Source organism: Novosphingobium sp. (genome assembly GCF_037133355.1).
Classification (GTDB): domain Bacteria; phylum Pseudomonadota; class Alphaproteobacteria; order Sphingomonadales; family Sphingomonadaceae; genus Novosphingobium.
In genome coordinates this window covers 117,432-140,051 of the sequence record NZ_JBAXOI010000007.1, presented here as the reverse complement: position 1 = coordinate 140,051, position 22,620 = coordinate 117,432, and the positions used below count along the sequence as shown (strand labels likewise).

Below are 22,620 nucleotides of genomic sequence, written 5' to 3'. Positions count from 1 at the left end.
CCTTAGAGACCCCCGCCCTTATCCATGCCGGCACCGGTGCCCGCATGGCAGGATCGCATTCGGCTCGGCTCAGGCGGCCCGCTGCCTGCGGGTACGAACTGAGCGTAATAGCCTGACACGTGCGGCTTACGGCGAAACGCAGCCAAGCGAAAGCCCGCTGTCTCGAATTCGCAAAAAAGCAGCGCTGCGGGCGTGCCATGCTTGTCGGTCGGACGGTCGGCATCGATCACGATGACCGAACCACCCGGCTTGAGCGCGGGCCACAGCCGCCACAGGAATGGATAGGGCTCGGCGATCTCATGGTACATGTGGATCATGAAAACGCGGTCGAAGCTATTCGCCGGCAGCCGTGGATCATCGGGCGCGCCCTGCTTGATCGAGACAGTCGCAAGTTGCTCGCGCTCGATCCGCGCGCCCAGTCGCCGCAACGCGCCCGCGTCGATATCCTGCGCCAACACGCGCCCCTTGGGGCCGACTCGCGCAGCGAGGCGCACGGTGTAATAGCCCTCGCCCGCGCCGATATCGGCAACCGTCATGCCCGGGGCGACCTCGGCCTCGTCCATCACGCTCTGCGCCTCACCCTGCTTGTCGCGCTGCTCCTCTGGCGCCCACTGGGTCGAGACGACGCTCGCCACCGGCCGCTCGGGGCGCGGGAAGGCACGGTCTTGCGGCGCGCGGTCATCCGGCGCCGCGCCGCGGCACGCCGCCAGCATCGCCACCATGGCAAGGAGGGCGCCGCCCCGCCTCAATCGTCGTCTTCCACAGTCACCTTCTCGCCTGTCACCCGCTGGGCGAGCGCGGCGGCCATGAATGGATCAAGCGCGCCGTCGAGCACGTCGGTCGGGTTGGTGCTGACGACACCGGTGCGCAGGTCCTTCACCTGCTGATAGGGCTGCAGCACGTAGGAGCGGATCTGGTGACCCCAGCCGATCTCGGTCTTGGCGGCATATTCCCCGCTCGCCGCCGCCTCGCGCTTGGCCAGTTCCGCTTCGTAGAGCCGCGCCTTCAGCATGCCCATCGCGGTTGCGCGGTTCTTGTGCTGCGAGCGGTCGATCTGGCTCGCCACGACGATGCCCGAAGGCACGTGGGTAATGCGCACAGCCGAATCGGTGGTGTTGACGTGCTGCCCGCCCGCGCCGGATGCACGGTAAGTGTCGATCTTGAGGTCGGCGGGATTGATCTCGATGTCGATGTTGTCGTCGATTTCGGGATAGACCCAGACCGAACTGAACGAAGTGTGCCGCCGCGCCGAACTGTCATAGGGGCTGATCCGCACGAGCCGATGCACGCCGCTCTCGGTCTTCGCATAGCCGTAGGCGTTCTCGCCCTTGATCAGCAGCGTCGCGCTCTTGATGCCCGCAGCTTCGCCTGCATGATAATCGAGCAGGTCCACCTTGAACCCGTGCCGCTCGGCCCAGCGCGTGTACATGCGCTGCAGCATTTCGGCCCAGTCCTGGCTTTCGGTGCCGCCCGCACCCGCGTGGACTTCGAGGAACGCGTTGGAGCCATCCGCCTCGCCTGCCAGAAGCGCCTGGACCTTGTCCGCATCCGCCCGCTCGGCCAGCGCCGCAAGGCTTGCCAGCCCCTCGGCCACGGTCGCCTCGTCGTCTTCCATTTCGCCCAGTTCGACGAATTCGATCGCATCGGCCATTTCGGCGCTGATCTGGTTCACCGTGCCGATCGAGGCGTCCAGCCGCCGCCGCTCGCGCATCACCGCCTCGGCCGCCTTGGGATCGTCCCACAGCTTCGGGTCCTCGACCCGCGCGTTCAGCTCGTCGAGCCGCCGCACTGCGCGGTCCCAGTCAAGGAACTTGCGCACGAGCCGCAGCGCGGCTTCGATGCGGTCGATATGGGCCTGCCCTTCGGCACGCATGATGGGTCTCACTCCAGGTTCCGGGAGCCAAGCCGCTTAGCGAAGCGGCGCGCCTTGTAAAGCCCCGCGCGGAGCCCGGCGCGGCGTTCAGCCAGCCGTCTTGAGCTTCTGCACTGCCTCAAGCGTCAGCCGCACATGGTCGCGGTAGTCCATGTCCGAATGGACCATGACGATATGACCGTCCTTTGCGATCACATAGCTCGTGCGCTTGGTGAGGCCGCTCGGCACGCCGGCGATCTTGAGCGCCACGTCATAGGCCTTGATCACGGCCGGAGACGCGGCAGCCACGGTAAACTTGTCGCGGCATTCGGCGGTGGAAAACTTCTGCAGCGTCGGCAGATCGTCGTTCGACATGCCGATCACAGTCGCGCCGGCTGCAGCGAAATCACCGCTCGCCTCGGCAAATGCGTGCGCTTCCAGCGTGCAACCTTGGGTGAAGGCCTTGGGATAAAAATAGAGCACCACCGGCCCCTTCGCCAGCAGCGCCTTGAGGCTGACCGACAGCGGCTTGCCCGCCAGCGCGCCCTGCGTCGTGAAGTCGGGGGCCGTGGCTCCCTGATTGAGCTCGGCCATGGCTGAACCGGGGACGATGAGGGCGAGCGCTGCTGTGGCGGCGAGGAGGATCTTGTTCATGACTGCAAGACTATCAGCAAGAAGGCGGGGCGTGAACCGGCAATTGGTGCAGGCGGGCACGCCTAGTAGATCCCGCCCTTGTCCTCGACGAAATCACCTTCCTCGACCGGCACGTCCTCGCCGGCAGCGTCGCCCTGCGCGGCTCGCGCCTTGCGGATCGCCTCGAGCACCGCCTCCTTCAAGGTCTGGTCCTCGGGCCGGAAAGTGCGCGCCGGTTCGCTGTTGGGCTTGAACGCCTCCCAGATCACCGAGGCCTGGCGTACATAGTCCTGCGGCTCGCCGCCAAACACCTGCCGGCCGGTCACCCGGTCGATCTTCACCATGCGAATGCCCTCGGGCACGGTAAAGGGCGCGTCGCTCCAGCGCTTGCGGGTCAGTTCCACGAACTGCTTGAAGATCGGCGCGGCGATGCGCCCGCCCTGCGCATAGCCGCCCAGGCTGCGCGGCTGATCATAGCCGAGATAAAGCGAACCTACGATGTCTGGCGAACCGCCGGCGAACCACACGTTGGTCGGGCCCGAAGTCGTGCCCGTCTTGCCGAAAAGCGGCAGCTTGAGGTCCGCAAGTGTCAGCGCGGTGCCGCGCACCACCACGCCTTCCAGCATATGCACCACCTGGTAGGCAGTGCGCGGGTCCATCACCTGCTTGCCGGTCGGCGCGATCCGCGGCATCGGTCGCCCATCCCACTGCGCCATGTTGCACCCGGCGCAATCGCGCGTATCCGCCTTCCAGATCACCTTGCCGTCGCGGTTCTGGACGTAATCGACCAGCGTCTGCTCGTGCTGGCGGCCATGGTTTGCAAGTGCGGCATAAGCATTGGCCATGCGCGACGCGGTCGTATCGCCCGCGCCCAGCGCCATCGAGAGATAGGGCTGGTAGTTCCCGATGCCCACGCCCTTGATCGTGCGCACCACCTTGTCCATGCCAACGTCATTGGCGATGCGCACGGTCATCAGGTTGCGCGATTGCTCAAGACCCCAGCGCATGGTGTGGCTGCCCGAGCCGCCTTCGCCGCCGAAATTCCTGAAGCACTTCTGCCCCAGCGCCGCGCCCTGATAGACGCAGAACGTGCCGTCGAGCACCATCGAGGCGGGCGTCATCCCGTTGTCTAGCGCGGTCGCATAAACGAAAGGCTTGATCGTCGAACCGGGCTGACGCACCGCCTGCGTCGCGCGGTTGAACGAGCCCAGCCGCGAATCGAAGCCGCCCTGCATGGCGAGCACGCGCCCGCTCTGCGGCGCCTCGACCACCATGCCGCCCGAAACTTCCGGCACCACGCGCACCGCCCAGCCGCCACCCGAAGGCGCCGCAGCAATCACATCGCCCGGCTTCATCGCGCTCGGCATGGCCCAGAGTGGCCCCGTGCTGCCGTCGGAAAAACCGATCCGCCCATCGTTTCCGCGTCGCTCAAGCACCACGCCGATCCGCCAGTCGGCATAATGGATCGAAAGGTTGCTTGTAATGAGCTCGGTCTGCCAGTTGCCCGAAACATCGAGCTTCGCGATCGGTCCGCTCCAGGCCCGACCCGCGCTGAAGCGCAGCAGCCCTGCCCGCAGCGCCGTCTGGGCGCCGGTCTGCAGTTCGGTATCGAGCGACGTGCGCACCCAGAGGCCGCCCGCATAGACGCTGTTGGGCCCATTGTCGGCATTCTCGCCGAACTTGTCGATGAGCTGGCGGCGCACTTCCTCCAAGAAATAGCCCGCATCGGCCGTGTAATTCTCGGCCCGCCGCTGCACCAGGCCAAGCGGCTGCGCCTTGGCTTCAGCGGCTTCGGCCGGAGTGGCCCAGCGGTTCTTGACCATCTGGTCGAGCACATAGCTGCGCCGTTCGAGCGCCTTGTCGGCAAACTTTGCGCGGCCGTATGTCTCAGGCGCCTTGGGCAGGATCGCCAGGAACGCCACCTCATGCAGCTTGAGGTCGCCCACGTCCTTGTCGAAATAGGCCCGCGCCGCCGCCTGCACGCCGAAGCTCTGCCGCCCCAGCGGGATCTCGTTGAGGTAGAGTTCGAGGATCTGCTGCTTGTTCAGCACGCTTTCGATGCGCCGCGCGAGGATCATTTCCTTGAGCTTGCGCGTGACGGAGTATTCGTTGCCGATGAGGATGTTCTTGGCAACCTGCTGGGTAATGGTCGAGCCGCCGCGTGCCCGCTCGCCCGATCCGTACTTGGTCGCGTAGTCCACCATCGCGCCGACAAGCCCGGTGAAATCGACGCCGCCATGGCTGAAAAACGACTTGTCCTCGGCCGCGAGGAACGCATTGATCAGCGGCTCGGGAAAATCGACGAAGCGAAGCTGCACCCGCCGTTCGCGCGCATAGCTCGAGACGATCTCCCCGTCGTTGCCGCGCACCATGGTCGGCAGCGGCGGCTGGTAGGTCAACAGCTTGTCGGCCGATGGCAGCGTGCGGATTACCGCGACCCAAAGGATCAGGTACAATACCGCCAGCACGCCAAGCGCATAGCCCGCGCGCCGCACCCATACCTGCCCGCGCCACAAGTCACGCGCGCGGGAAAGCAGCCCCGCAGCGCCGCGCCGGATACGCCAGCGCGCCGAAGTGCCATCGGGCCCGGGAAGGGAAGGATCATTCGCCATCTGCGCCGCGCCTTAGCATGGCCTTTTGCCGCAAGGCCAGTGGGGAGCAACAGCCAAATTCCCCGGCCTTGCGCCGGTGCCCGGGAAGCCGGGCAGCCTAGCCCCCGCCATCCCCGGCAGTGGTGCGCGCAAGGTATATCTCGATTGCCTCGGCCACCGCTTTCGAGAAACCCTTGCGCCACGCCGCATTGCCCAATGCGCGCGCGTCGTCGGGGCTGCTGATATAGCCCGCCTCGATCAGCGCCGAAGGCAGATCGAGCGATTTCAGCACAACGAATGCTGCCTCGCGCTCGGGGTCGCTGTGAAAGCGCACCGAGGTGGCCCCCTCACGCAGCACCAGCGCGGCGAAGCGCTTCGAGCGCTCACGCATTTCGCGCTGCGAGAGATTGACGAGGATCGCGGCGACCGCATCGGATTTGCCGCCGAGTTCGACCCCGTTGACCATATCGGCGCGGTTCTCGCGCGTCGCCACCGCATCGGCCACCGCGTCCGATCCGCGGTCGGACAAGGTATAGACAGTCGCCCCGGTCGCATCCGGCGATTCCGAGGCATCGGCGTGGATCGAGACAAAGAGGTCCGCCCTCAGCCGCCGGGCAATGCCCGATCGCTCCTCGAGCGCGAGAAAGCGGTCGCCGTCGCGGGTCAGCGCCACGCGCACCCGTCCGCCTTCGAGCAGCGCATCGCGAAGGCCGAGCGCCAGCGCGAGCGTGATCGTTTTTTCCTTTTCGCCGCCCAAGCCGCTCGCACCGGGATCGTGCCCGCCGTGCCCCGCGTCGATCACCACCAGCGCACGGCTCGCATCGGCAGGGCCCTCGATCCGGGGCAAGCCGATTTGGGCGGTGCGCTCTGGCAGCACGATCCGCACGACGTAGTCGGGTACATAGTCGGGCGCGGCCGAGGCCAACGCGAACAGAATGCCAAGCGCGGCCAGCGCGGCCAACGGCACGCCAAGTCCCACGGCGATCAGGGCACCCCACTTCATGACGTCAGGCTATGCAATGCCGGGATCATGCCGGTCCAGCACCAATTGCGGCGGAAGCGGACCGGGCCGACATCCCACCGCAGCCATCCTGTCATGGTTTTAATTGCTGGTTGGCAAATGAGGTGCTAGCAGAGCCGATCTGGAACGAGCCCCGATCGGCCTCGGCTCCGCCCCAAATCCTGCGGCCCCGCGCTTTTCCGTTCGGTTTGTCGCTGCAGGTACAAGGCGTTGCCTCGGCGCGGATTATCTTGCCCGCTCCGGAAACGCACGCGTCAGGAACCGGCCACGAGCCATCCCTGTTCGCGCCAGAGGTTGATGTCTTGATGGAAAGCCGTGCACCGTTAGAGCCGAGGCCCCTTTACGGGGACCGTGCGGGCTTGGCGGTCATCGGTCCGTGCCAGTCGCCACGGACCGTCCACAAGGCAGACACGCACCAACCGCCGCCGGGCGGCGAGCGCACAAGGCCAGCAACTGTGGCCTTCCCCGCGCTCCGAACCGGCACATCCGCATTCGCGAAACGCCCCGCTCCGGCTCCGGCCCAGTGCAATTCTGGGTCCGGGCCCGGCCATGGCGGCTATCGCGCTTTCACATTGAACCGCGCCCAGTTCCCGGGTTCCGACCCGTGGCCGCGCGGCTGGAGACTTTATAATGACCACGCGCATGCTTATCGATGCGCGCCACCAGGAAGAAACCCGGGTGGCGGTGCTAAATGGCAACCGGATTGAGGAATTCGATTTTGAATCTGCCGATCACAAGCAGATCAAAGGCAACATTTACCTCGCCAAGGTAACTCGCGTCGAACCGTCGCTTCAGGCGGCCTTCGTCGATTTCGGCGGCAATCGCCATGGCTTCCTCGCATTCAGCGAGATCCATCCCGATTACTACATGATCCCCAAGGAAGACCGCGAGGCGCTCCTTGCCGAGGAAGCTGCCCACGCCGAGGAAGAAGCCGCGCTGCGCGCCGCCGACGAGGCCGAGCACGGTGATCTCGACGAAGAGGGCGGCGACGACCGCTACGACTACGATGGCTACGATGGCGACGAGGGTGTGACCGAGGTCGATACCTCGGAAAAGGACCAGGTCGCGACGATCGAAGGCGGCGTCGTTGAAAACGGCTTCGAGGACGAAGACGCCAACGGCAACGGCGATGACGGCGAGGATCGCGACGGCGAAGAGGACAATGATCGTCCCCGCCGCCCCCGCCGCCAGCGCGCACCCCGCGCCCAGGCGCGCGAGGCCGACGACTTGCGCGCCCGCCGAATGGCGCTGCGCCGCCGCTACAAGATCCAGGACGTGATCCAGCGCCGCCAGGTGCTGCTCGTCCAGGTCGTCAAGGAAGAGCGCGGCAACAAGGGCGCCGCCCTCACCACCTACCTCAGCCTTGCCGGCCGCTACTGCGTGCTCATGCCCAATTCGAGCCACGGCGGCGGCATCAGCCGCAAGATCAACTCGGCCGCAGACCGCAAGCGCCTGAAGTCGATCATGGCCGAGCTGGAACTGCCCCGCTCGATGAGCTGCATCGTGCGCACCGCAGGCCTCCAGCGCACCAAGCCGGAAATCAAGCGCGACTTCGACTACCTCGCCCGTCTGTGGGACGAGATCCGCGAACGCACCTTGAGGTCCTCGGCGCCCGCGCTGATCCATTCGGACAGCGACCTGATCAAGCGCGCGATCCGCGACATCTACAATCGCGACATCGAGGAAGTGGTGGTCGAGGGCGAGCACGGTTACCGCGCCGCCAAGGACTTCATGAAGCTCCTCATGCCAAGCCACGCCAAGCGGGTGAAGCAGTACGCCGATCCGGTGCCGCTGTTCCAGCGTTACGGTGCAGAGGATCAGCTCACCGCGATGTATGATCCGGTCGTGCAGCTCAAAAGCGGCGGCTACCTCGTGATCAACCCGACCGAGGCGCTTGTCTCGATCGACATCAACTCGGGCCGCTCGACCAAGGAGCACGGGATCGAGGCGACTGCGGTCAACACCAACCTCGAAGCTGCGCGCGAGATCGCCCGCCAGCTGCGCCTGCGCGACATGGCAGGCCTCGTCGTGATCGATTTCATCGACATGGAGTACGGCTCCAACGTCCGCAAGGTCGAGAAGGCGATGAAGGACGCGCTGCGCAATGACCGCGCGCGCATCCAGGTCGGCCGCATCTCGGGCTTCGGCCTTATGGAAATGAGCCGGCAGCGCCTGCGCACCGGCGTGCTCGAGGCCACCACCCGCGCCTGCCCGCATTGCGACGGTTCGGGCCTCGTGCGCACCGCTTCCTCGGCAGGTCTCTCGGCCCTTCGCATGATCGAGGACGAGGCTGCCAAGGGCAAGGGCACGATCATCACACTCTATGCCAGCCAGGAAGCGGCGATCTACGTGCTCAACGCCAAGCGCGCCGATCTTGCCGAGATCGAGATGCGCTACGGTGTCACCGTCGAAGTGATCCCCGAAGGCGAGAACGAGGGCGCCAAGATGCGCGTTGCCTCGCGCGGGCCCAAGCCTTCATTCGTGCCGCGCTTCGAACCGATCGTGGAGCCCGAAGAGGACAACCTCGACGAGGAAGAATACGCCGAGGACGACGAGGACGAGGAAGCCCAGGACGAAGGCCGCGGCGAGCGCCCGCAGGGCCGTGACCGCGAGGAGGGCGATGGCGATGGCGGTCGCCGCAAGCGCCGCAAGCGCCGGCGCGGCCGTGGCCGCGACCGCGAGGGCGGCGAGGCTGCTCCTGCCGGCGAGACCGGGAGCGATGCGGCGGACCTCGATGGCGATGACGACGAGGAAGGCAGCGAAGGCGCCCCCGAGAACGAGGAGCGGGGCGAAGAACGGGGCGGCGAGGAACGCGGTCCGCGCAAGCGCCGCCGTCGCGGTCGCCGTCGGCGCGGTGGCCGTGAAAACGGCGAAGGTCAGCCTGGCGACGCACAGGCTCAGGACGAGACCGGAGCCGAAGGCGATGATGGCGAGCCCGCCGAAGTCGCTGCCGAAGTGCCCGAAGCAGCGACTGAGCCCGCTGCCGAAGCACCTGCGAAGCCCAAGCGTACGCGCCGCAAGAAGGCCGATGCCGAAGCCGGCGAGGCCGAAGCTGCTGCGCCTGTCGCCGCGCCGGAGCCGGCAGTCGAGCCGGTGAGCGCCGAGGCCGAAGCCCCCGCCAAGCCCAAGCGTTCGCGCCGCAAGAAGGCCGATGCGCCTGAAAGCGAAGCGGTCGATGCACCGGCTGCCGAAGCCCCTTCGGCCGAGGTGCAGATCGAGGCACCGGCAGAAGCCGAAGCCCCGGCCAAGCCCAAGCGCACGCGCCGCAAGAAGGCTGATGCGCCCGAAAGCGAAGTGATCGCCGCCGAAGCACCGGCAGCGGCCGAGCCTGTCGCCGAGGCCGAACCGGCGCCGGCAACCGTGGCTGCAGAGCCTGCTCCGGCTGACGAGCCTGCCCCGGCTGATGAAAAGCCCGGCGAGCCGCGTCGCGGCTGGTGGCAGCGCACCTTCGGCGCCTGACATCAGGCAGCCTCAAGGCGAATCAGGCCCTCCCCGCTCAGCCCGAGCGGGGAGGGCCTTTTCTTTTCAGTCGGCCCGGGTCGCCACGCCCCATTCCATCCACGCCGCCCAGCGCGGATTGCCGGGCAGATAGCCCTTGCCCAGCGGCTCGACCGCAAAGCCGGCGTGGCGCACAGCGGCGGTGACCGGCCGGGTCAGATGGCAGCCGCCGGCGATCGGTTTCCAGAACGGTTCGATGCGGTCCTGCCAGCGCTGCACGTCGGCATCGGGCGCGCTGCCATGCTCGAGGAACAGCATCCGCCCGCCGGGTTTCAGGATGCGGCGCATTTCGGAAAGCACGCGCTGCGGGTCCGCGACGGAGCACAGCGTATAAGTGCACACCACAGTGTCGAAGCTCTCGCTGGCGAAGGGGATCGCCTCGCCCACGCCGGCGCGTATGTCGGCCGCCCAGCCCTTCTTCGCCGCTTCCGCACGGGCAAAGTCGAGCAGCTTGTCGGAGGGGTCGATCCCGGCAAAGGACGTTACCGCATCGCGGTCGTAGAACCGCTGGTTGTAGCCGCCGCCGCAGCCGATCTCGAACACCGCGCCCCTCGCACGGGGCACTACTTGCCCGCGCAGCTCCATGATCGCCTCGGCACCGCAACATGTGCGGATGAGGCGCGGCACCATGTGCCTGTCCCAGAAGGCCTTGAAACCCATTCCTGTATCCTTTTCCCACCGCTCTGCCGCTTATCCTGCACGGCCCGGCGCCACCACGCAAGCGGCTGGGCGGGCCGGATTCCCTGAGTCGTTTTTTGCTGCATCATGTCTTTTGCTCTTACCAATTCCCCTGAAGCATCCATCTAAATATCGGTTTTATTTATGAATATATCTTGTTTCAGAATTGACATGAGCGCCCGGGCGTTAGGGGATTCTTAGAAGGTTGTGCGTAGATAAGACCTTGCTCACCACGGAAGACACAGGGGGTGAGTGGCGCGTGGGGCGCCAACTCAGGAGATCGAACATGACGCTTTTCAAGAACCTGCTCGCTAACGAAGATGGTGCCACCGCGATCGAATACGGCCTGATCGCCGCTCTTATCGCTGTCGCCGCGATCACCGCCATGGGCGCGCTCGGCAACTCGCTGTCGAACACCTTCAACCTGGTTTCGACCTCGATGAACAACGCTTCGGACGGCAAGCTCTAAGAGCTAGTCGCAAGCGACAACGTTTGGGGGCGGGGAACGAAAGTTCCCCGCCCCTTTCGTTTGTGGAGAGCAAACACGCCGGCGCTTGCCCTGTCACCTTGGGCAGGGATTCAGGCCGTCCTGCCCCTTGCCCGGCGCGACGGTTTCGCTAAGGACTGTTCATTCGAATTTTCGAACCAGATCAGCGAACCAGCTTAGAGAGGGACGGCGCGATGGCGACCTTCACGCTTCCGAAGAATTCCAAGGTCAATGGCAAGTCGCGGCATTTCCCGGCGGCCACGCAAGGGAAGATCCAGAAGTTCAAGGTCTATCGCTACGATCCCGACAGCGGCGAGAACCCGCGCTACGATACGTTCGAGATCGATCTCGACCAGTGCGGACCGATGGTGCTCGATGCGCTGATCAAGATGAAGAGCGAGGCGGACCCGACGCTCACCTTCCGCCGTTCCTGCCGCGAGGGCATCTGCGGCTCGTGCGCGATGAACCTCAACGGCCGCAATGGCCTTGCCTGCACCACCGCGATTGCCGACCTCAAGGGCGAAATCCGCATCACCCCGCTGCCGCACATGGAAGTGATCAAGGACCTCGTCCCTGATTTCACGCACTTCTACGCGCAGTACGCTTCGATTCGCCCCTGGCTGCAGACCGTCTCGCCCACGCCTTCGGGCAAGGAGCGCCTGCAGAGCCCCGAACAGCGCGAGAAGCTCGACGGGCTCTACGAATGCATCCTTTGCGCCTGCTGCAGCACCTCGTGCCCCAGCTACTGGTGGAATTCCGACAAGTTCCTCGGCCCGGCGATCCTGCTTCAGGCTTACCGCTGGCTGGCCGACAGCCGCGACGAGATGACCGGCGAGCGGCTTGACGAGCTCGAAGATCCCTTCCGCCTCTATCGCTGCCACACGATCATGAACTGCGCCAACGTCTGCCCCAAGGGCCTCTCGCCAGCGCGGGCGATCGCGGAAATCAAGAAGATGCAGGTCGAACGCGCGCTCTGAGGCGAGCGACTTGCCGCTGCCTGCCATGCCCGTCGATAACGCCGCCTTCACCTATGGCCCCTCTGCGGACCATCCCGGCTGGTATACCTGGGACCTGAAGGATCAGGACCGGTTCAACGCCTATGTCATGGGCCCGTTGCTGGTCCGGCTCGAGGACCTGCCCAGTGGCGGCCCGGCGGTGCGTCTCCGGATGTTTCCGGAGCGTCGGCACAGCAACCTGCTCGATGCGGTCCACGGCGGGATCACGCTGTCGCTGATCGACGTTTCGCTGTTCGCCTGCATGCGCCACGCGATCGACGGCGATGCCGCGGGATCGGTCACGCTTGATCTCTCCACCCAGTTCATCGGCGCAGGCATTGTCGGCAAGCCGCTTGATGCAGTGGTCGAAGTCCTGCGCGAAACCCGCAGACTTCTGTTCTTGCGCGGCACGGTGGTCCAGGAAGACCACCTCGTAGCCGCCTTCAACGGAACCGTGCGCAAGCCCTCGGCGCGATGAGCGGACTTGCGGCCCGCTACGCCGCGCTTGTGGCAGCGGGCGAATTGAAGCCCGATCCCGAACAGGCCGCCGCTGCTGCCCGCCTCGATGCCCTCCAGCAGGAACTGGAGCGCCCGGCCCAAAAGCCCGGCTTCGTGAGCTGGTTGCTCGGCAGCAAGCCCGCGCCGCCGCCGCGCGGCCTCTACCTGTGGGGCGGCGTCGGGCGCGGCAAGTCGATGCTCATGGATCTGTTCCACGACACGCTGGAAGCAGGCCCCAAGCGCCGCGCGCACTTCCATGAGTTCATGCTCGACGTTCACGCGCGCCTGCGTGTCGAGCGCCAGAAGGAGCGCGGCGATCCCATTCCGCCGGTCGCCGCTGCGATCGCCGCCGAGGCACGCGTGCTCGCCTTCGACGAAATGGTGGTGAACAACAGCGCTGATGCCATGATCATGGGCCGCCTGTTTACCGCGCTGATCGCCGATCTCGGCGTTACCGTCGTCACCACGTCGAACCGGGCGCCAGGCGAACTCTATAAGGACGGGCTCAACCGCGAGCATTTCCTGCCCTTCATTGCCCTCATCCAAAGCCGACTCGATGTTGTCGCGCTTAATGGCCCCACCGACTACCGCATGGCCCGCATGCAGGGTGTGGGCACATGGCACGTACCCAACGGGCCGGAAGCCACCGAAGCAGTGCGAGAGGCGTTTTTCCGCCTCACCGATTATCCGCCAGAGGACAGTGTCCACGTGCCCACAGGCGCGCTCGATCTGGGTGGCGGGCGAGTGCTGCATGTGCCCAAGAGCCTCAAGGGCGTTGCGGTGTTCAGTTTCAAGCGCTTGTGCGGCGAAGCGCGCGGCGCGGCGGACTACCTCGCCATTGCGCGCAATTATCACACGGTCATCCTCGTCGGCATTCCGCGGCTCGGGCCTGACCAGCGCAACGAGGCGGCGCGCTTCGTCACGCTGATTGACGCGCTCTACGAGCACAAGGTCAACCTGATCGCTACCGCCGATGCCGAACCGGCAGAGCTCTATCCGGCTGGCGACGGACGCTTCGAGTTCGAACGAACCGTCAGCCGCCTGATCGAGATGCAGAGCCGCGATTACCTCGCGCTCGGCCACGGCGAGGATTGAGGATACGCGAGCGGAGGGGAACCCGCCCTTCCCGCATGACTACCGCCAAAATCGAAGCGATTCTTGATCGCCTTCCGGCCAGCCAACGCGCCCAAAACAGCGAATCACACCCTCAAAAACGAAGGCCCAAAGTTAACACCTTGGGCCCCTGATTCGCTTTTTGCTATTTGCGCCAGGTTCAAAACCACCCAAAACTGGGCGGTTTTGCCATGCTCACTTGTAGAACCAGTGCCAGAACATACGTGCCTCCTGAAGATCGGATGGCATCGAATTATCATTAATGGCCTTGGTTAACAACTCTTAAACAGACTGGCGCCTCCCCGAGAGGCTGGCGTCGTACTCTATCTCGAACTGCGCGTAAGGCAGCGGCTTGCCAAGATGATAGCCTTGCGCACTGTCGCAGCCCAGGTCCCGCAGCAGGCCAAGCGTGGCCGCATCTTCGATCCCCTCGGCCACTACAGATTGGCCAAGAGCATGAGCCAGAGTGATTGTGTTGGCCACGATCGTGCGGTCGCGCGAGCTAGAGGTGATCTTCGAGACAAACCGCCGGTCAATCTTCAGTTCGTCGCTGGGCAGATCGGCAAGGTAGGCAAGGCTGGCCTCGCCAGTTCCGAAGTCGTCGATGGAAAGCCGGAAGCCGAGTTCGCGCAGCCGGGTCAGGTTCTGGCAGGCCACGGGCCGATTGCGCACGCTGCAGGTTTCGGTGATCTCGACGGTCAGCAGCGAGGGTTCGATCCCGCGCCGACGCATGATCTCGGCAAAGTTCGCGACCAGGTCGGGCTTGTCCACCATCTGCGCCGATAGGTTGATACTCATCTGGAAGCGCGGCCCGCGGGCATTGAGCGCGATCGCGGCAGTGATCGCCAGATCGAGCACCCAATACGTCAGGGCATCGATGCGTCCGGCACGCTCGGCCTGGAGGATGAAGGCATCGGGTGCAATGGGGCCGCGCGTCGGATGGTTCCAGCGGATCAGCGCCTCGCCCCCGGAGATGCGGTTCTCGCGCAGATCCCATTGCGGCTGGAACGCGAGCCAGATCTCGCCGTTCCTGAGGCCCTCCTCGATCCGCGCATGAAGCGAAAGTTCCCACGGCGCTTCGGCCAGCCGGCTCGCCTCGAACAGCTCGATCGAACGTCCGCTCGCCATGGCCTGGTTGGCACTGGCAAGCGCCGAGTTGACCCGGGTCGGAACATCGAGCCCCTCGTTCCGGTCGAGGCCGAAATGAATATTGGTATCAAAGGTATGCGTACCGATCTGCAGGGGCGACGCAAACAGGGCCCTGAGGCCCTCCAGATGGTCGAGCTGCATGTCGAGCGGGCGCGCTTCCTCGCACCACGCGAATTGGCCGCCCTCGCCGTGGTAGATCGTATCCGCACCGGAACCGGCGGTAATGCGCCGCGCAATATGGCGGGCAAATTCGCCGTGCAGGTCACGCGGCAACGTGGCCAGCATTTCCTCATAGCGCGCGACAACCGCCACCACCATGTCAGAGCCGACGGGAATTAGGCCATTGGTCAAGGCGAGCAGGTTGGGCAGCCCCGAGGCGCTGGTCAGCTGAATGCGGCGCGCACGCTTTTGCCAAAGGCGGATGACACTGTAGATGACCATGAAGATCAGCGCGCAGTCGGGCGCGAATACGATGCCGTGCGTGCGCAGGATCACCGGCAGCACCAGCGCCGAGATCACCGCCAGGCTATAGTAGGCCAGCTTCAGCCGCCGCTTGGCGCGCCCACCGCGCGCCACGAGGAGTGCAGCCAGCAGGAGCATCGGGATCGAGCCGTACTTCGGCCCGAGCGAGAGCGAGAACGGCAAGGCGAGGCCCTCTGCGCCCGCGACATCGAGGGCGACTGCCGGGGCGAGCCGGTGGCCGAAGTAAAGCACGGGGGCCACCCGCTCGAACGAGCTGACGATCACCGTGCGCCCGGCAAGCTGCTCGGGAAGGGTCTTGCCCTGCAGCAGGTCCTGCGAGCGGACCTGCGGAATGGATTGTGGCGCAACCGAGAAGTCGGGATAATAGTCCGCTTCGAAGCCGTCATGGATTCCGGCAATCTCGGCACTCAGGGTCGGATAGTTGTGCCCGCGGATCGCGATCTCGAACGGTGCCGAGATAGCATAATAGACGAAGTTGCTGCGCCATGCCGACGCGACGATCTTCGTGCTCCGGACAATGTCGGCCGGTGGAAACGAAAAGGACTGATCGTCGAAGTCATCGACTTTCTCGGCCCGCGCTACGACCGCGATATCGGGTCCGAAGCTCTGGAAGGCTTGTGCCAGTGCGGCATCGCCGGTGCGGCTTTCGCCAGCTGGAATGGCGGCATCAAAGAACACCCGCCGCGGCATTTGGCGCCGAATCTTCTCGACCAGATCAGCCTGCTCAGCAGTCGTCCAGCCCCGGTGGTCGTCAACGGTGACGAGAACTGTCGACGCCGAAGCATTGCGCCGCACGCTTTTGAACACGACGTTCCAATAGCCATGCGCCAAAGGCTCACCGGCCGCAAACACTGCCAGAAGCAGCGATGCGAGCAGGGAGAACCCTAGTGTGGAACGCAAAAACTGCCGCATGGGCCGCCCAGAACGGTTGGTGACGATTGGGCCTAGTCCGAATTGGTTGAGATTGCTTTAACAATTTGCGCCCAGATTCACGTGTGTATGCAAATATCTTTTTGATTTCAAATGACTATTTGCAAACTGCGCTCCAGCATCAATAATTGCCAGATCAGCCGGCTGTGATCGCTCGTTCCAGCGATATGCGCCTCGGCCAGCTTGGCCAGACGCGCGGTGTCGAACCAGCCGGAGCGCGCCAGCGCTCCGCCCGATGCCACGCGGCGAGCTTCCCCGGCAAGCGGCCCGCGCAGCCATGCGGCGATCGGGGTGACAAAGCCCATCTTCGGCCGGAACAGGATATCCTCGGGCAGATAGCGGCGCATGGTCCGCTTCATCAGCCATTTGCCGGTCGCGCCGCGCACCCGCATGCTTTCGGGCAAGCTGGCCCCAAACTCGATCAGGCGGTGATCGAGCAGCGGTTCGCGCGCCTCCAGGCTGACAGCCATGCTAGTGCGGTCGACCTTGGTCAGGATGTCGCCCGGAAGGTAGAACTTGAGATCGGCATATTGCGCGCGATCGAGCCCGCTGCGCGCCGGGGCGCATCGCATCAGGTCGACAAACGGCTGCTCGGCCCGGTAATCGCCGCGCAGGCGGCGAAATTCGTCCGAATAGAGACTGGCGCGCAGTTCCGGCCCCGTCACCGCCAGCGCCCGGGCATAGCCTTCCTCCCCGCTTGCCGCGAGGCTCAGCAGCGTGGTCTTGGCGCGCAAGGGGCGCGGCGCCCAGTCGAGCTTGGGATAGAGCGCACCGAGCCCGCCCAGCAGCGGGCGGCGCAGGGCGGCAGGCAGGAACGCGCGGGCCTGCTCTTCACGGTGATGGAAGGTCTGGCGGCGATATCCGGCAAAGGCCTCGTCCGCCCCGTCGCCCGAAAGCGCCACGGTCACATGCTCGCGCGCCAACTGCGAGACGCGGTAGGTCGGCAGCGCCGAAGCATCAGCGAAGGGCTCGTCGAACATCGCGGCAAGCTTGTCCACGAGCACGAAGTCATCTGCACCGACGGTGCGCTGGTGATGTTCGGTGCCATATTGCTCGGCGATCCGGGAGGCATATTCGGTCTCGTCGAGCGCCTTGACGTCAAAACCGATCGTGCAGGTCTTGACCGGTTCGCGGCTCGCCTCGGCCATGAGCGCGACGACGCTCGAGCTGTCTACCCCGCCCGAAAGAAATGCGCCGAGCGGGACGTCCGCGACCATGCGCGAAGTCACCGCCTCGCGCAGATGGTGGAGAAGATGCGCGCCGAGATCGGCCTCGCTCCCGCGCTCGCGCTTTTCGAACGACACGTCCCACCACTGGACCGGCGGCGGCGGCGGCGCATCATGGCGCAGCAGGCGGTAATGCCCGGCCGGCAGCTTTTCGACGCCCTTCAGGATCGAACGGGTATCCGGCACGAAGCCCCAGGCGAGATAGTCCTCCACCGCCATGGGATCGAGCTCGCGCCGCAGCGAGGGATGCGCGAGGAGCTGCTTGAGTTCCGAACCGAAAATCACACTGCCATCGGCCAGAGTGGCCATGTGCAGCGGCTTTACCCCAAGCCGGTCGCGCGCCAGCAGCAGCGTGCGCTGCCTGAGGTCGTAGAGCGCGAAAGCGAACATGCCGTGGAGCCGCGGCAGGCAGTCCACGCCCCAGCGCTGCCATGCCGCGAGAATAACTTCGCTGTCGCCATCCGTACGGAAGGTCGCACCCTCTGCCTGCAGCTCGCGGCGCAGCTCGCGGAAGTTGTAGATCTCGCCGTTGAACACCAGCATCGCCGACCCGTCCGCCGAAGCCATCGGCTGGGGCGATCCGGCAAGGTCGATGATCGCAAGGCGCAAGTGGCCCAGCCCCAAACCAGGTGCGGTCCAGACCCCCTGCCCGTCCGGCCCGCGATGCGCCGCGACCGCGCACATCCGCGCGACCCGGTCCGGATCGACGGGCTTGAGGCCCTCGGTATGGAAGATCCCGGCAATGCCGCACATGGGCTCGCGCTTACCGGATGCGCGCCATGCGGTCCATCCATGGCGCGACCGGTCCGGTGGCGTCGAGGAAGGCTCGGATGGCTTCGTCGGACGAGGGGCCGGCCCCGGCCTCGGCGGATAGGATCAGCGTCATTGTCGGACGCGGGCGCAAGAGCAGACGGTCCTCCATATTGGCGAGCTTCAACCGGGTGTTGCTTCCGGTCAGGAGATCGCCCGAACGCAGCCACGTCACGGCAAGGCGGTGGACCGGCCCCGGCGCCTGTATCACGTCGCTCTTGGCATCGGCAAAGGCCGGGCCAGGCGCTTCCCAGGCCCAGTGGCTGCCAAGTGGCTGCGCACCCTCGCCAAAGCCGCCCGCTTCCTTGCCATCGCCTTGCGCCGCATAGAGCGCGAAGGAGAGATCGACGGTATGGCCCTTGCCATCTGCATAGCGAGCCTTCAGCCGGTGATCGGCGCCAGTGTGGAGCGGCGCCCATTCCGCCTTCGGACTGCCCGGATCGAGCTGCCAGCCAGGCACTTGCGGCAGCACGATAAAGTCGGGCATCGGTGCGGCAATCCGGCTTGCTGCCGCGCTCCAGGCAAGGCCGGCCAGCGCCAGCGCCGCGATCACGCCAAAGGCCGCCGGCGCCGGCAGCGCCATGCGTTCGAGCCGGCCGAGCAGCGGCGAGGCTGCGATGGCCGCGCCGTCGATCAGCGGCGCATCGACTTGCCGGTCAAAGAAACGCCAGCCTGCGGCCATGACCAAGCCCATGACCAGCGCGAAAAACACCCAGCCGTAGAACACGTGGTCGAAGCTTGCGGCAAACTCGATCCCGCGCCAGCGCGCGATGTAGATCGTTCCCCAAGCACGCACACCGTTCGCCAGCACCGGCACGAGGAGCGAAAGCACCATGAACGCGGCGCGCCGCCCCCAGCTGGCAAAGCACACGTTGCACACGAGGATGCCATAGGAGACCATGGCGATCAGGAACTTCACCCCCGAACAGGCCTCGGCCACCTCGAAATAGCCGAAACGAGTGGAGATGAACACGCCGTCGATGCTCGCGGGCACCTGGCTCAGTGCCAGCAGCACCATGGTCAGCTTGGCGGTTATCGTCTGGAGGAAGGGAATGAGCTCGTCGCCGAAGGGCACCAGCGTCAGCATGTAGCCCAATGGAAAGAGCTGCGCTGCCGCCACGCGGGGGCCCAGCAAGGCCAGCGCCGCGCCTTGCAGCATCACTACCACGCCGAGTTGTCGCGCGAGGTTGAGGCCCGAAAAGTCTCCCAGCACCCACAGGAACACCGCGCCGCCGAGTACAACCAGGCCGGGCCACCACGCCCGCGGGACAAGCAGCGCCGTCTCTGTCCCGCGCTGCATCGCCAGCCACACGAGGATCGGCGGAATCAGGAGGATATGGTTGTAGGTGGAGCTGTCCCACCACTGCCAGGCCATATCGCGCCAGTCGCCGAAGAACAGCACGACAAGCGCCGACCACGCCGCCGCCAGCTGCAGCAGCGGCGCGCGCCAGTGCATGGGCACGCGGGCCATGAAGGCCATCGGTGCCGCGGCCGGCATAACGGCGCTTTCAGGCGGCATTGCCGAGACTTTCCGGCGCGCCTTGCAGTAAAGTACGCAAGGGCGCGAGCACACGATCCCAACCGCATTCCGCAATGACATAGCGCCGGGCCGCCGCGCCCATGCTTTCGGCCGCCGCGCGGTCCGAAAGCAGCGCCAGCGCCTTTTCCGCCAACATGGCCGGCGCTTCGGCCAGCGCAAACTGCACGCCGTCCGCAGCGCCGATGCCGGTGGCTGCCGCAGGCGTGAGCAGCACCGGGCGCGCCATGGCCATGGCTTCGAGCACCTTGTTCTGCACGCCGCGCGCAATGAGGAGCGGAGCAGTCACCAGATCGGCGCCCGCCAGCCACGGCCGCACATCAGGCACCGCGCCGGTCACGACCGTGCCATGCAGCCCGCCCAGTGCCCGCACCGCCGCCGTCGGCGCGCGGCCCACCACGGCGAAGCGCGCCCCTGGATGAACATCGCGAATGCGCGGCATGACCTCGTGCGCGAACAGCTCCACGGCGGTCACGTTGGGCGGATAGTCCATCTGCCCGGTGAACACGATACCCGGCCCCTCACCCGCCAGTTCCGGCGCCGGGTTCACGGCAGCAGGGTCGAACAGCTCGGTGTCGATCCCATTGCCCAACGCGCGAACATCGGGCAGCGCCCCCTGCTCCAGCCGACTCTCGAACAGCGCGCGCTCCTCTGCGGTGATGAACAGGCTCGTCGTGACCCGCCGCGCGGTTGCCTCCTCGAAGCGCCGCAAGAGCCGCGCCTCGCGCGCATAAAGCAGGCGGCGTGGCAGCGCGCCGGTCTGGGCATAGGCCTCGAACTTGGCCGAATCGACATCGACAAAGTCCATCACCACCCGCCCGCGGAAGGCAGGCGGGACATATTGCGCCATCTGCCCCGAAAACACGAAGATCGCCGCGATGGGCCGCGTTTCCAGCACATGCGCCACCCAGCGCTTCAGCTTGGCCGAAGCAAATGCGGCAAGGCTCACCGGCACGCCCTGCCCCAGCGCCGCCAGCGCGGCGAGCGGCAGCGGCGCGGTGCGGCGAACGAGGCAGTGGCTCGCGGCAATCGCGGCCAGCTCATGCTCCTGCGCCATATCCGCCGCATCGTCGGCAAGCGCACCGACATGCACCGGCGCGATCGAGGCAATGCGCCGCAGCAAGTGGTTAGAGCGGATCTTGTCCCCCCGGTCAGGCGGGAACGGCACGCGGTGCGCGAGGAACAGGATCTCGCTCATGCAAGGCCTTGCGCGATCAGCGGCCCAATGCGGTTGGCAAGGCTGAGGGGCAGCTTCTGCCACAGCGCGATCTTCGCCTTGTAGCGGGGCGAGAGCGGATTGACGTCACGCGGCGCGGCGCCATCGGCGGTCCAGACCGCATAGCTGAGCGGCTGCGGCGCAAAGCCCCAGTTGCGCTTGAAGTGATAGGCGCCGGTATCGGTTTTCGAGCGGCCGAAATCGAACCTGTCGCACCCCCGCGCACGGGCATGGCACATCAGCGCGTAGTACATGACGTCGTTGGCGCGCAGACCTCGCGCCGCGTTCACGCCTCCGCCCCAGTAGGGCATGACCGCGCCGCGGTGATAGAGGCTGAGCACCGAAGCCACGGCGCGGCCTTCATGCAGCACCGTCAGGATATCGGCATCCTCGCCGAAGGCATCCAGAACCGCCTCGAACAGCGCGCGCGGGAACACCGGCGTGCCAAGATTGCGCACTGACTCGGCATAGACCGCGTAGTGCAGGTCCCGGTCTTCGGCCCCGCGCCCGGTGCGCACCGCCATCGCGTTTGCCAGGCCCTTGCGCACTTCGGCGCGCTGTTTGCGGGGAATCCAGGTGAGCTGCGCCTCGTCGTCGGCAGCAAGCGGCGCGACGAATCCGGCGTGGCTGTCCTGCTTGATATGCCAAGCGCCATCCTCGGGCATCACCCCGCCGCGCACCTCGAGCGTCGGGCAGCTGAGCCGCCGCGCCAGCTCGCACGCCGCAGCGAGGAGCGCAGGCGCCGCATCGGCATCCCCCAGCACGCCTCCGCCCACGGCAAACCCGCTTGAAACCAGCGCCCGGCCAAACAAGGGCGAATGCACCGCGTGGCACGGTAGCAGCGCAGACAGCGATCCGCCGCGCTCGGCCAGCAGCACATGCGCCGGATGGCCCGCTGCGCGCGTCACGGCCTCGAGCCACTCGGGCCGGTGAAACGGCGTTGCTCCCTCCGCCTCGGCCACAAAGCGCGCGATCGCGCCCCGGTCACCCGGATCGGCAAGGCGAACCTGCATCAGCGATGGGCGGAACGGCGCGTTCATGCCGCCACCCGCTCGGCATCGAGCCGTGCCGCTTCGGCCGCGACCACTTCATCCATGCGCCCCCATGCGAAGGCGCCGAGCAGGCGCTTGAGCTTGCCCGCCATGGCGGAAAGGTTGGTGTAGTGCCGCAGCCGCGAGCGCAGCGGCGCGTCGTTCCGGCGCGGCTGCCCGGGATCGACTTCCCAGGGATGGAAATAGAATGCCGCCGGCCGGCCATCGTGCCGGTTCACCCGCTCCACCGCCCAGTGCGAGACGCCATAAGGCAGCAGCCGGAAGAACCCGCCGCCTCCCGCTGCCATGCGCCGCCCGGCGAGTTCCACCGTCGTCACCGGCACTTCAACAAGGGCCGATCCCGCCACCGGGCGAAACGCAAAGCGCGGGGCCTCGCGCCAGCCGTAGTGATCGTGGACAATCGGCGCGACGCTGGAGGAATAGGCATAGCCCTGCCGCGCCAGCACTTCATGCGCCCAAGGCGTGCGCGCATCGATCGAGAAACTCGGCGCCCGGTAGCCGGTCACCGCACAGCCGCTGGTGTCTTCGAGCACCGCGCGGGCCCGGGCGATATCCTCCGCAAAGGCCGCCTCGCCCATCACGAACACGCGCTGGTGGTCCCAGCCGTGGCTGGCGATTTCGTGGCCGGCGGCAGCGATCCGGCGCATCATCGCCGGATGCCGCTCGGCCACCCAGCCCAGCGTGAAGAACGTCGCCTTGACCCCCGCTTCGTCGAAAAGCGCCAGCACCCGGTCGCAGTTCGCCTCGACGCGGCGTTCAAGACCGTCCCACTCACCGCGGGCGATCACGCGCTCGAACGCGCCGACCTGGAACCAGTCCTCGACGTCGACCGACATGCCGTTCAGCATGCC

General features: G+C 66.1%; 17 protein-coding genes. 5 read left to right on the top strand and 12 right to left on the bottom strand.

The features are described from left to right. Positions 1-2: 2 nt before the first annotated feature. The 5 genes from WCL10_RS09340 to WCL10_RS09320 form a co-directional block, all read right to left on the bottom strand. The gene (locus tag WCL10_RS09340) at positions 3-713 is read right to left on the bottom strand and encodes a class I SAM-dependent methyltransferase (protein WP_336895413.1); all 711 of its coding nucleotides are present in this window, start codon (positions 711-713) and stop codon (positions 3-5) included. Between the two features lie 32 nt (positions 714-745). Further along, positions 746-1,873, bottom strand: coding sequence for a peptide chain release factor 2 (gene prfB / locus WCL10_RS09335; protein WP_336895358.1), 1,128 nt, complete (start codon positions 1,871-1,873; stop codon positions 746-748). An 87-nt stretch (positions 1,874-1,960) separates the two neighbouring features. Next, positions 1,961-2,506 carry a peroxiredoxin gene (locus WCL10_RS09330; protein ID WP_336895357.1) on the bottom strand — a complete coding sequence of 182 codons (546 nt, stop codon included), beginning with the start codon at positions 2,504-2,506 and terminating at the stop codon, positions 1,961-1,963. 62 nt (positions 2,507-2,568) lie between these two features. Next, positions 2,569-5,097, bottom strand: a complete 2,529-nt coding sequence (locus WCL10_RS09325) for a transglycosylase domain-containing protein (RefSeq protein ID WP_336895356.1) — start codon at positions 5,095-5,097, stop codon at positions 2,569-2,571. A 97-nt stretch (positions 5,098-5,194) separates the two neighbouring features. After that, the gene (locus WCL10_RS09320; protein WP_336895355.1) at positions 5,195-6,079 is read right to left on the bottom strand and encodes an N-acetylmuramoyl-L-alanine amidase; all 885 of its coding nucleotides are present in this window, start codon (positions 6,077-6,079) and stop codon (positions 5,195-5,197) included. A 648-nt stretch (positions 6,080-6,727) separates the two neighbouring features. Here WCL10_RS09320 and WCL10_RS09315 point away from each other — a divergent pair. Next, complete coding sequence (locus tag WCL10_RS09315; RefSeq protein ID WP_336895354.1) at positions 6,728-9,556, top strand: ribonuclease E/G; 2,829 nt, start codon at positions 6,728-6,730, stop codon at positions 9,554-9,556. Positions 9,557-9,622: 66 nt separating this feature from the next. On the opposite strand, the gene WCL10_RS09310 is transcribed toward WCL10_RS09315, so the two are convergent. Beyond that, positions 9,623-10,255 carry a class I SAM-dependent methyltransferase gene (locus WCL10_RS09310; RefSeq protein ID WP_336895353.1) on the bottom strand — a complete coding sequence of 211 codons (633 nt, stop codon included), beginning with the start codon at positions 10,253-10,255 and terminating at the stop codon, positions 9,623-9,625. Between the two features lie 304 nt (positions 10,256-10,559). On the opposite strand from WCL10_RS09310, the gene WCL10_RS09305 reads away from it, so the two are divergent. The 4 genes from WCL10_RS09305 (at position 10,560) to zapE (ending at position 13,348) form a co-directional block, all read left to right on the top strand. Next, positions 10,560-10,742 (top strand): Flp family type IVb pilin, encoded by a 183-nt coding sequence (locus WCL10_RS09305; RefSeq protein WP_336895352.1) that lies wholly within the window; start codon positions 10,560-10,562, stop codon positions 10,740-10,742. A gap of 212 nt (positions 10,743-10,954) precedes the next feature. Next, entirely contained in the window at positions 10,955-11,737 is a 783-nt protein-coding gene (locus WCL10_RS09300) for a succinate dehydrogenase iron-sulfur subunit (RefSeq protein WP_336895351.1), read from the top strand. A gap of 25 nt (positions 11,738-11,762) precedes the next feature. Next, on the top strand, positions 11,763-12,233 hold the full coding sequence (locus WCL10_RS09295) for a PaaI family thioesterase (RefSeq protein ID WP_336895350.1): 471 nt from the start codon (positions 11,763-11,765) through the stop codon (positions 12,231-12,233). Then, a complete protein-coding gene (gene zapE / locus WCL10_RS09290) occupies positions 12,230-13,348 on the top strand; it encodes a cell division protein ZapE (RefSeq protein ID WP_336895349.1) in 1,119 nt (372 codons plus the stop codon). Before WCL10_RS09295 ends, zapE begins: the two co-directional genes overlap by 4 nt. Before the next feature lie 300 nt (positions 13,349-13,648). On the opposite strand, the gene WCL10_RS09285 is transcribed toward zapE, so the two are convergent. The 6 genes from WCL10_RS09285 to WCL10_RS09260 form a co-directional block, all read right to left on the bottom strand. Continuing rightward, complete coding sequence (locus tag WCL10_RS09285; RefSeq protein WP_336895348.1) at positions 13,649-15,910, bottom strand: EAL domain-containing protein; 2,262 nt, start codon at positions 15,908-15,910, stop codon at positions 13,649-13,651. Between the two features lie 107 nt (positions 15,911-16,017). Then, positions 16,018-17,907 (bottom strand): XrtA/PEP-CTERM system amidotransferase, encoded by a 1,890-nt coding sequence (locus WCL10_RS09280; protein WP_336895347.1) that lies wholly within the window; start codon positions 17,905-17,907, stop codon positions 16,018-16,020. A 10-nt stretch (positions 17,908-17,917) separates the two neighbouring features. After that, positions 17,918-19,462: an exosortase A gene (gene xrtA, locus WCL10_RS09275; protein ID WP_336895346.1), complete on the bottom strand. Its 1,545-nt coding sequence runs from the start codon at positions 19,460-19,462 to the stop codon at positions 17,918-17,920. Positions 19,463-19,472: 10 nt separating this feature from the next. Beyond that, positions 19,473-20,699: a TIGR03087 family PEP-CTERM/XrtA system glycosyltransferase gene (locus tag WCL10_RS09270; RefSeq protein WP_336895345.1), complete on the bottom strand. Its 1,227-nt coding sequence runs from the start codon at positions 20,697-20,699 to the stop codon at positions 19,473-19,475. Then, positions 20,696-21,757 (bottom strand): FemAB family XrtA/PEP-CTERM system-associated protein, encoded by a 1,062-nt coding sequence (locus WCL10_RS09265; protein WP_336895344.1) that lies wholly within the window; start codon positions 21,755-21,757, stop codon positions 20,696-20,698. The genes WCL10_RS09270 and WCL10_RS09265 overlap by 4 nt, the downstream gene beginning before the upstream one ends. Continuing rightward, entirely contained in the window at positions 21,754-22,617 is an 864-nt protein-coding gene (locus WCL10_RS09260) for an XrtA system polysaccharide deacetylase (RefSeq protein WP_336895412.1), read from the bottom strand. The genes WCL10_RS09265 and WCL10_RS09260 overlap by 4 nt, the downstream gene beginning before the upstream one ends. Positions 22,618-22,620: the final 3 nt, after the last annotated feature.

Bases quoted from the DNA above. Each gene is read 5' to 3' on its own strand.
- WCL10_RS09270 (WP_336895345.1), bottom strand. From the start codon at position 20,699: ATGAGCGAGATCCTGTTCCTCGCGCACCGCGTGCCGTTCCCGCCTGAC.
- WCL10_RS09330 (WP_336895357.1), bottom strand. From the start codon at position 2,506: ATGAACAAGATCCTCCTCGCCGCCACAGCAGCGCTCGCCCTCATCGTC.
- WCL10_RS09310 (WP_336895353.1), bottom strand. From the start codon at position 10,255: ATGGGTTTCAAGGCCTTCTGGGACAGGCACATGGTGCCGCGCCTCATC.
- WCL10_RS09300 (WP_336895351.1), top strand. From the start codon at position 10,955: ATGGCGACCTTCACGCTTCCGAAGAATTCCAAGGTCAATGGCAAGTCG.
- WCL10_RS09280 (WP_336895347.1), bottom strand. From the start codon at position 17,907: ATGTGCGGCATTGCCGGGATCTTCCATACCGAGGGCCTCAAGCCCGTC.
- WCL10_RS09325 (WP_336895356.1), bottom strand. From the start codon at position 5,097: ATGGCGAATGATCCTTCCCTTCCCGGGCCCGATGGCACTTCGGCGCGC.
- prfB (WP_336895358.1), bottom strand. From the start codon at position 1,873: ATGCGTGCCGAAGGGCAGGCCCATATCGACCGCATCGAAGCCGCGCTG.
- WCL10_RS09315 (WP_336895354.1), top strand. From the start codon at position 6,728: ATGACCACGCGCATGCTTATCGATGCGCGCCACCAGGAAGAAACCCGG.
- xrtA (WP_336895346.1), bottom strand. From the start codon at position 19,462: ATGCCGGCCGCGGCACCGATGGCCTTCATGGCCCGCGTGCCCATGCAC.
- WCL10_RS09285 (WP_336895348.1), bottom strand. From the start codon at position 15,910: ATGCGGCAGTTTTTGCGTTCCACACTAGGGTTCTCCCTGCTCGCATCG.
- WCL10_RS09305 (WP_336895352.1), top strand. From the start codon at position 10,560: ATGACGCTTTTCAAGAACCTGCTCGCTAACGAAGATGGTGCCACCGCG.
- WCL10_RS09340 (WP_336895413.1), bottom strand. From the start codon at position 713: ATGCTGGCGGCGTGCCGCGGCGCGGCGCCGGATGACCGCGCGCCGCAA.
- WCL10_RS09260 (WP_336895412.1), bottom strand. From the start codon at position 22,617: ATGCTGAACGGCATGTCGGTCGACGTCGAGGACTGGTTCCAGGTCGGC.
- WCL10_RS09320 (WP_336895355.1), bottom strand. From the start codon at position 6,079: ATGAAGTGGGGTGCCCTGATCGCCGTGGGACTTGGCGTGCCGTTGGCC.
- zapE (WP_336895349.1), top strand. From the start codon at position 12,230: ATGAGCGGACTTGCGGCCCGCTACGCCGCGCTTGTGGCAGCGGGCGAA.
- WCL10_RS09265 (WP_336895344.1), bottom strand. From the start codon at position 21,757: ATGAACGCGCCGTTCCGCCCATCGCTGATGCAGGTTCGCCTTGCCGAT.
- WCL10_RS09295 (WP_336895350.1), top strand. From the start codon at position 11,763: ATGCCCGTCGATAACGCCGCCTTCACCTATGGCCCCTCTGCGGACCAT.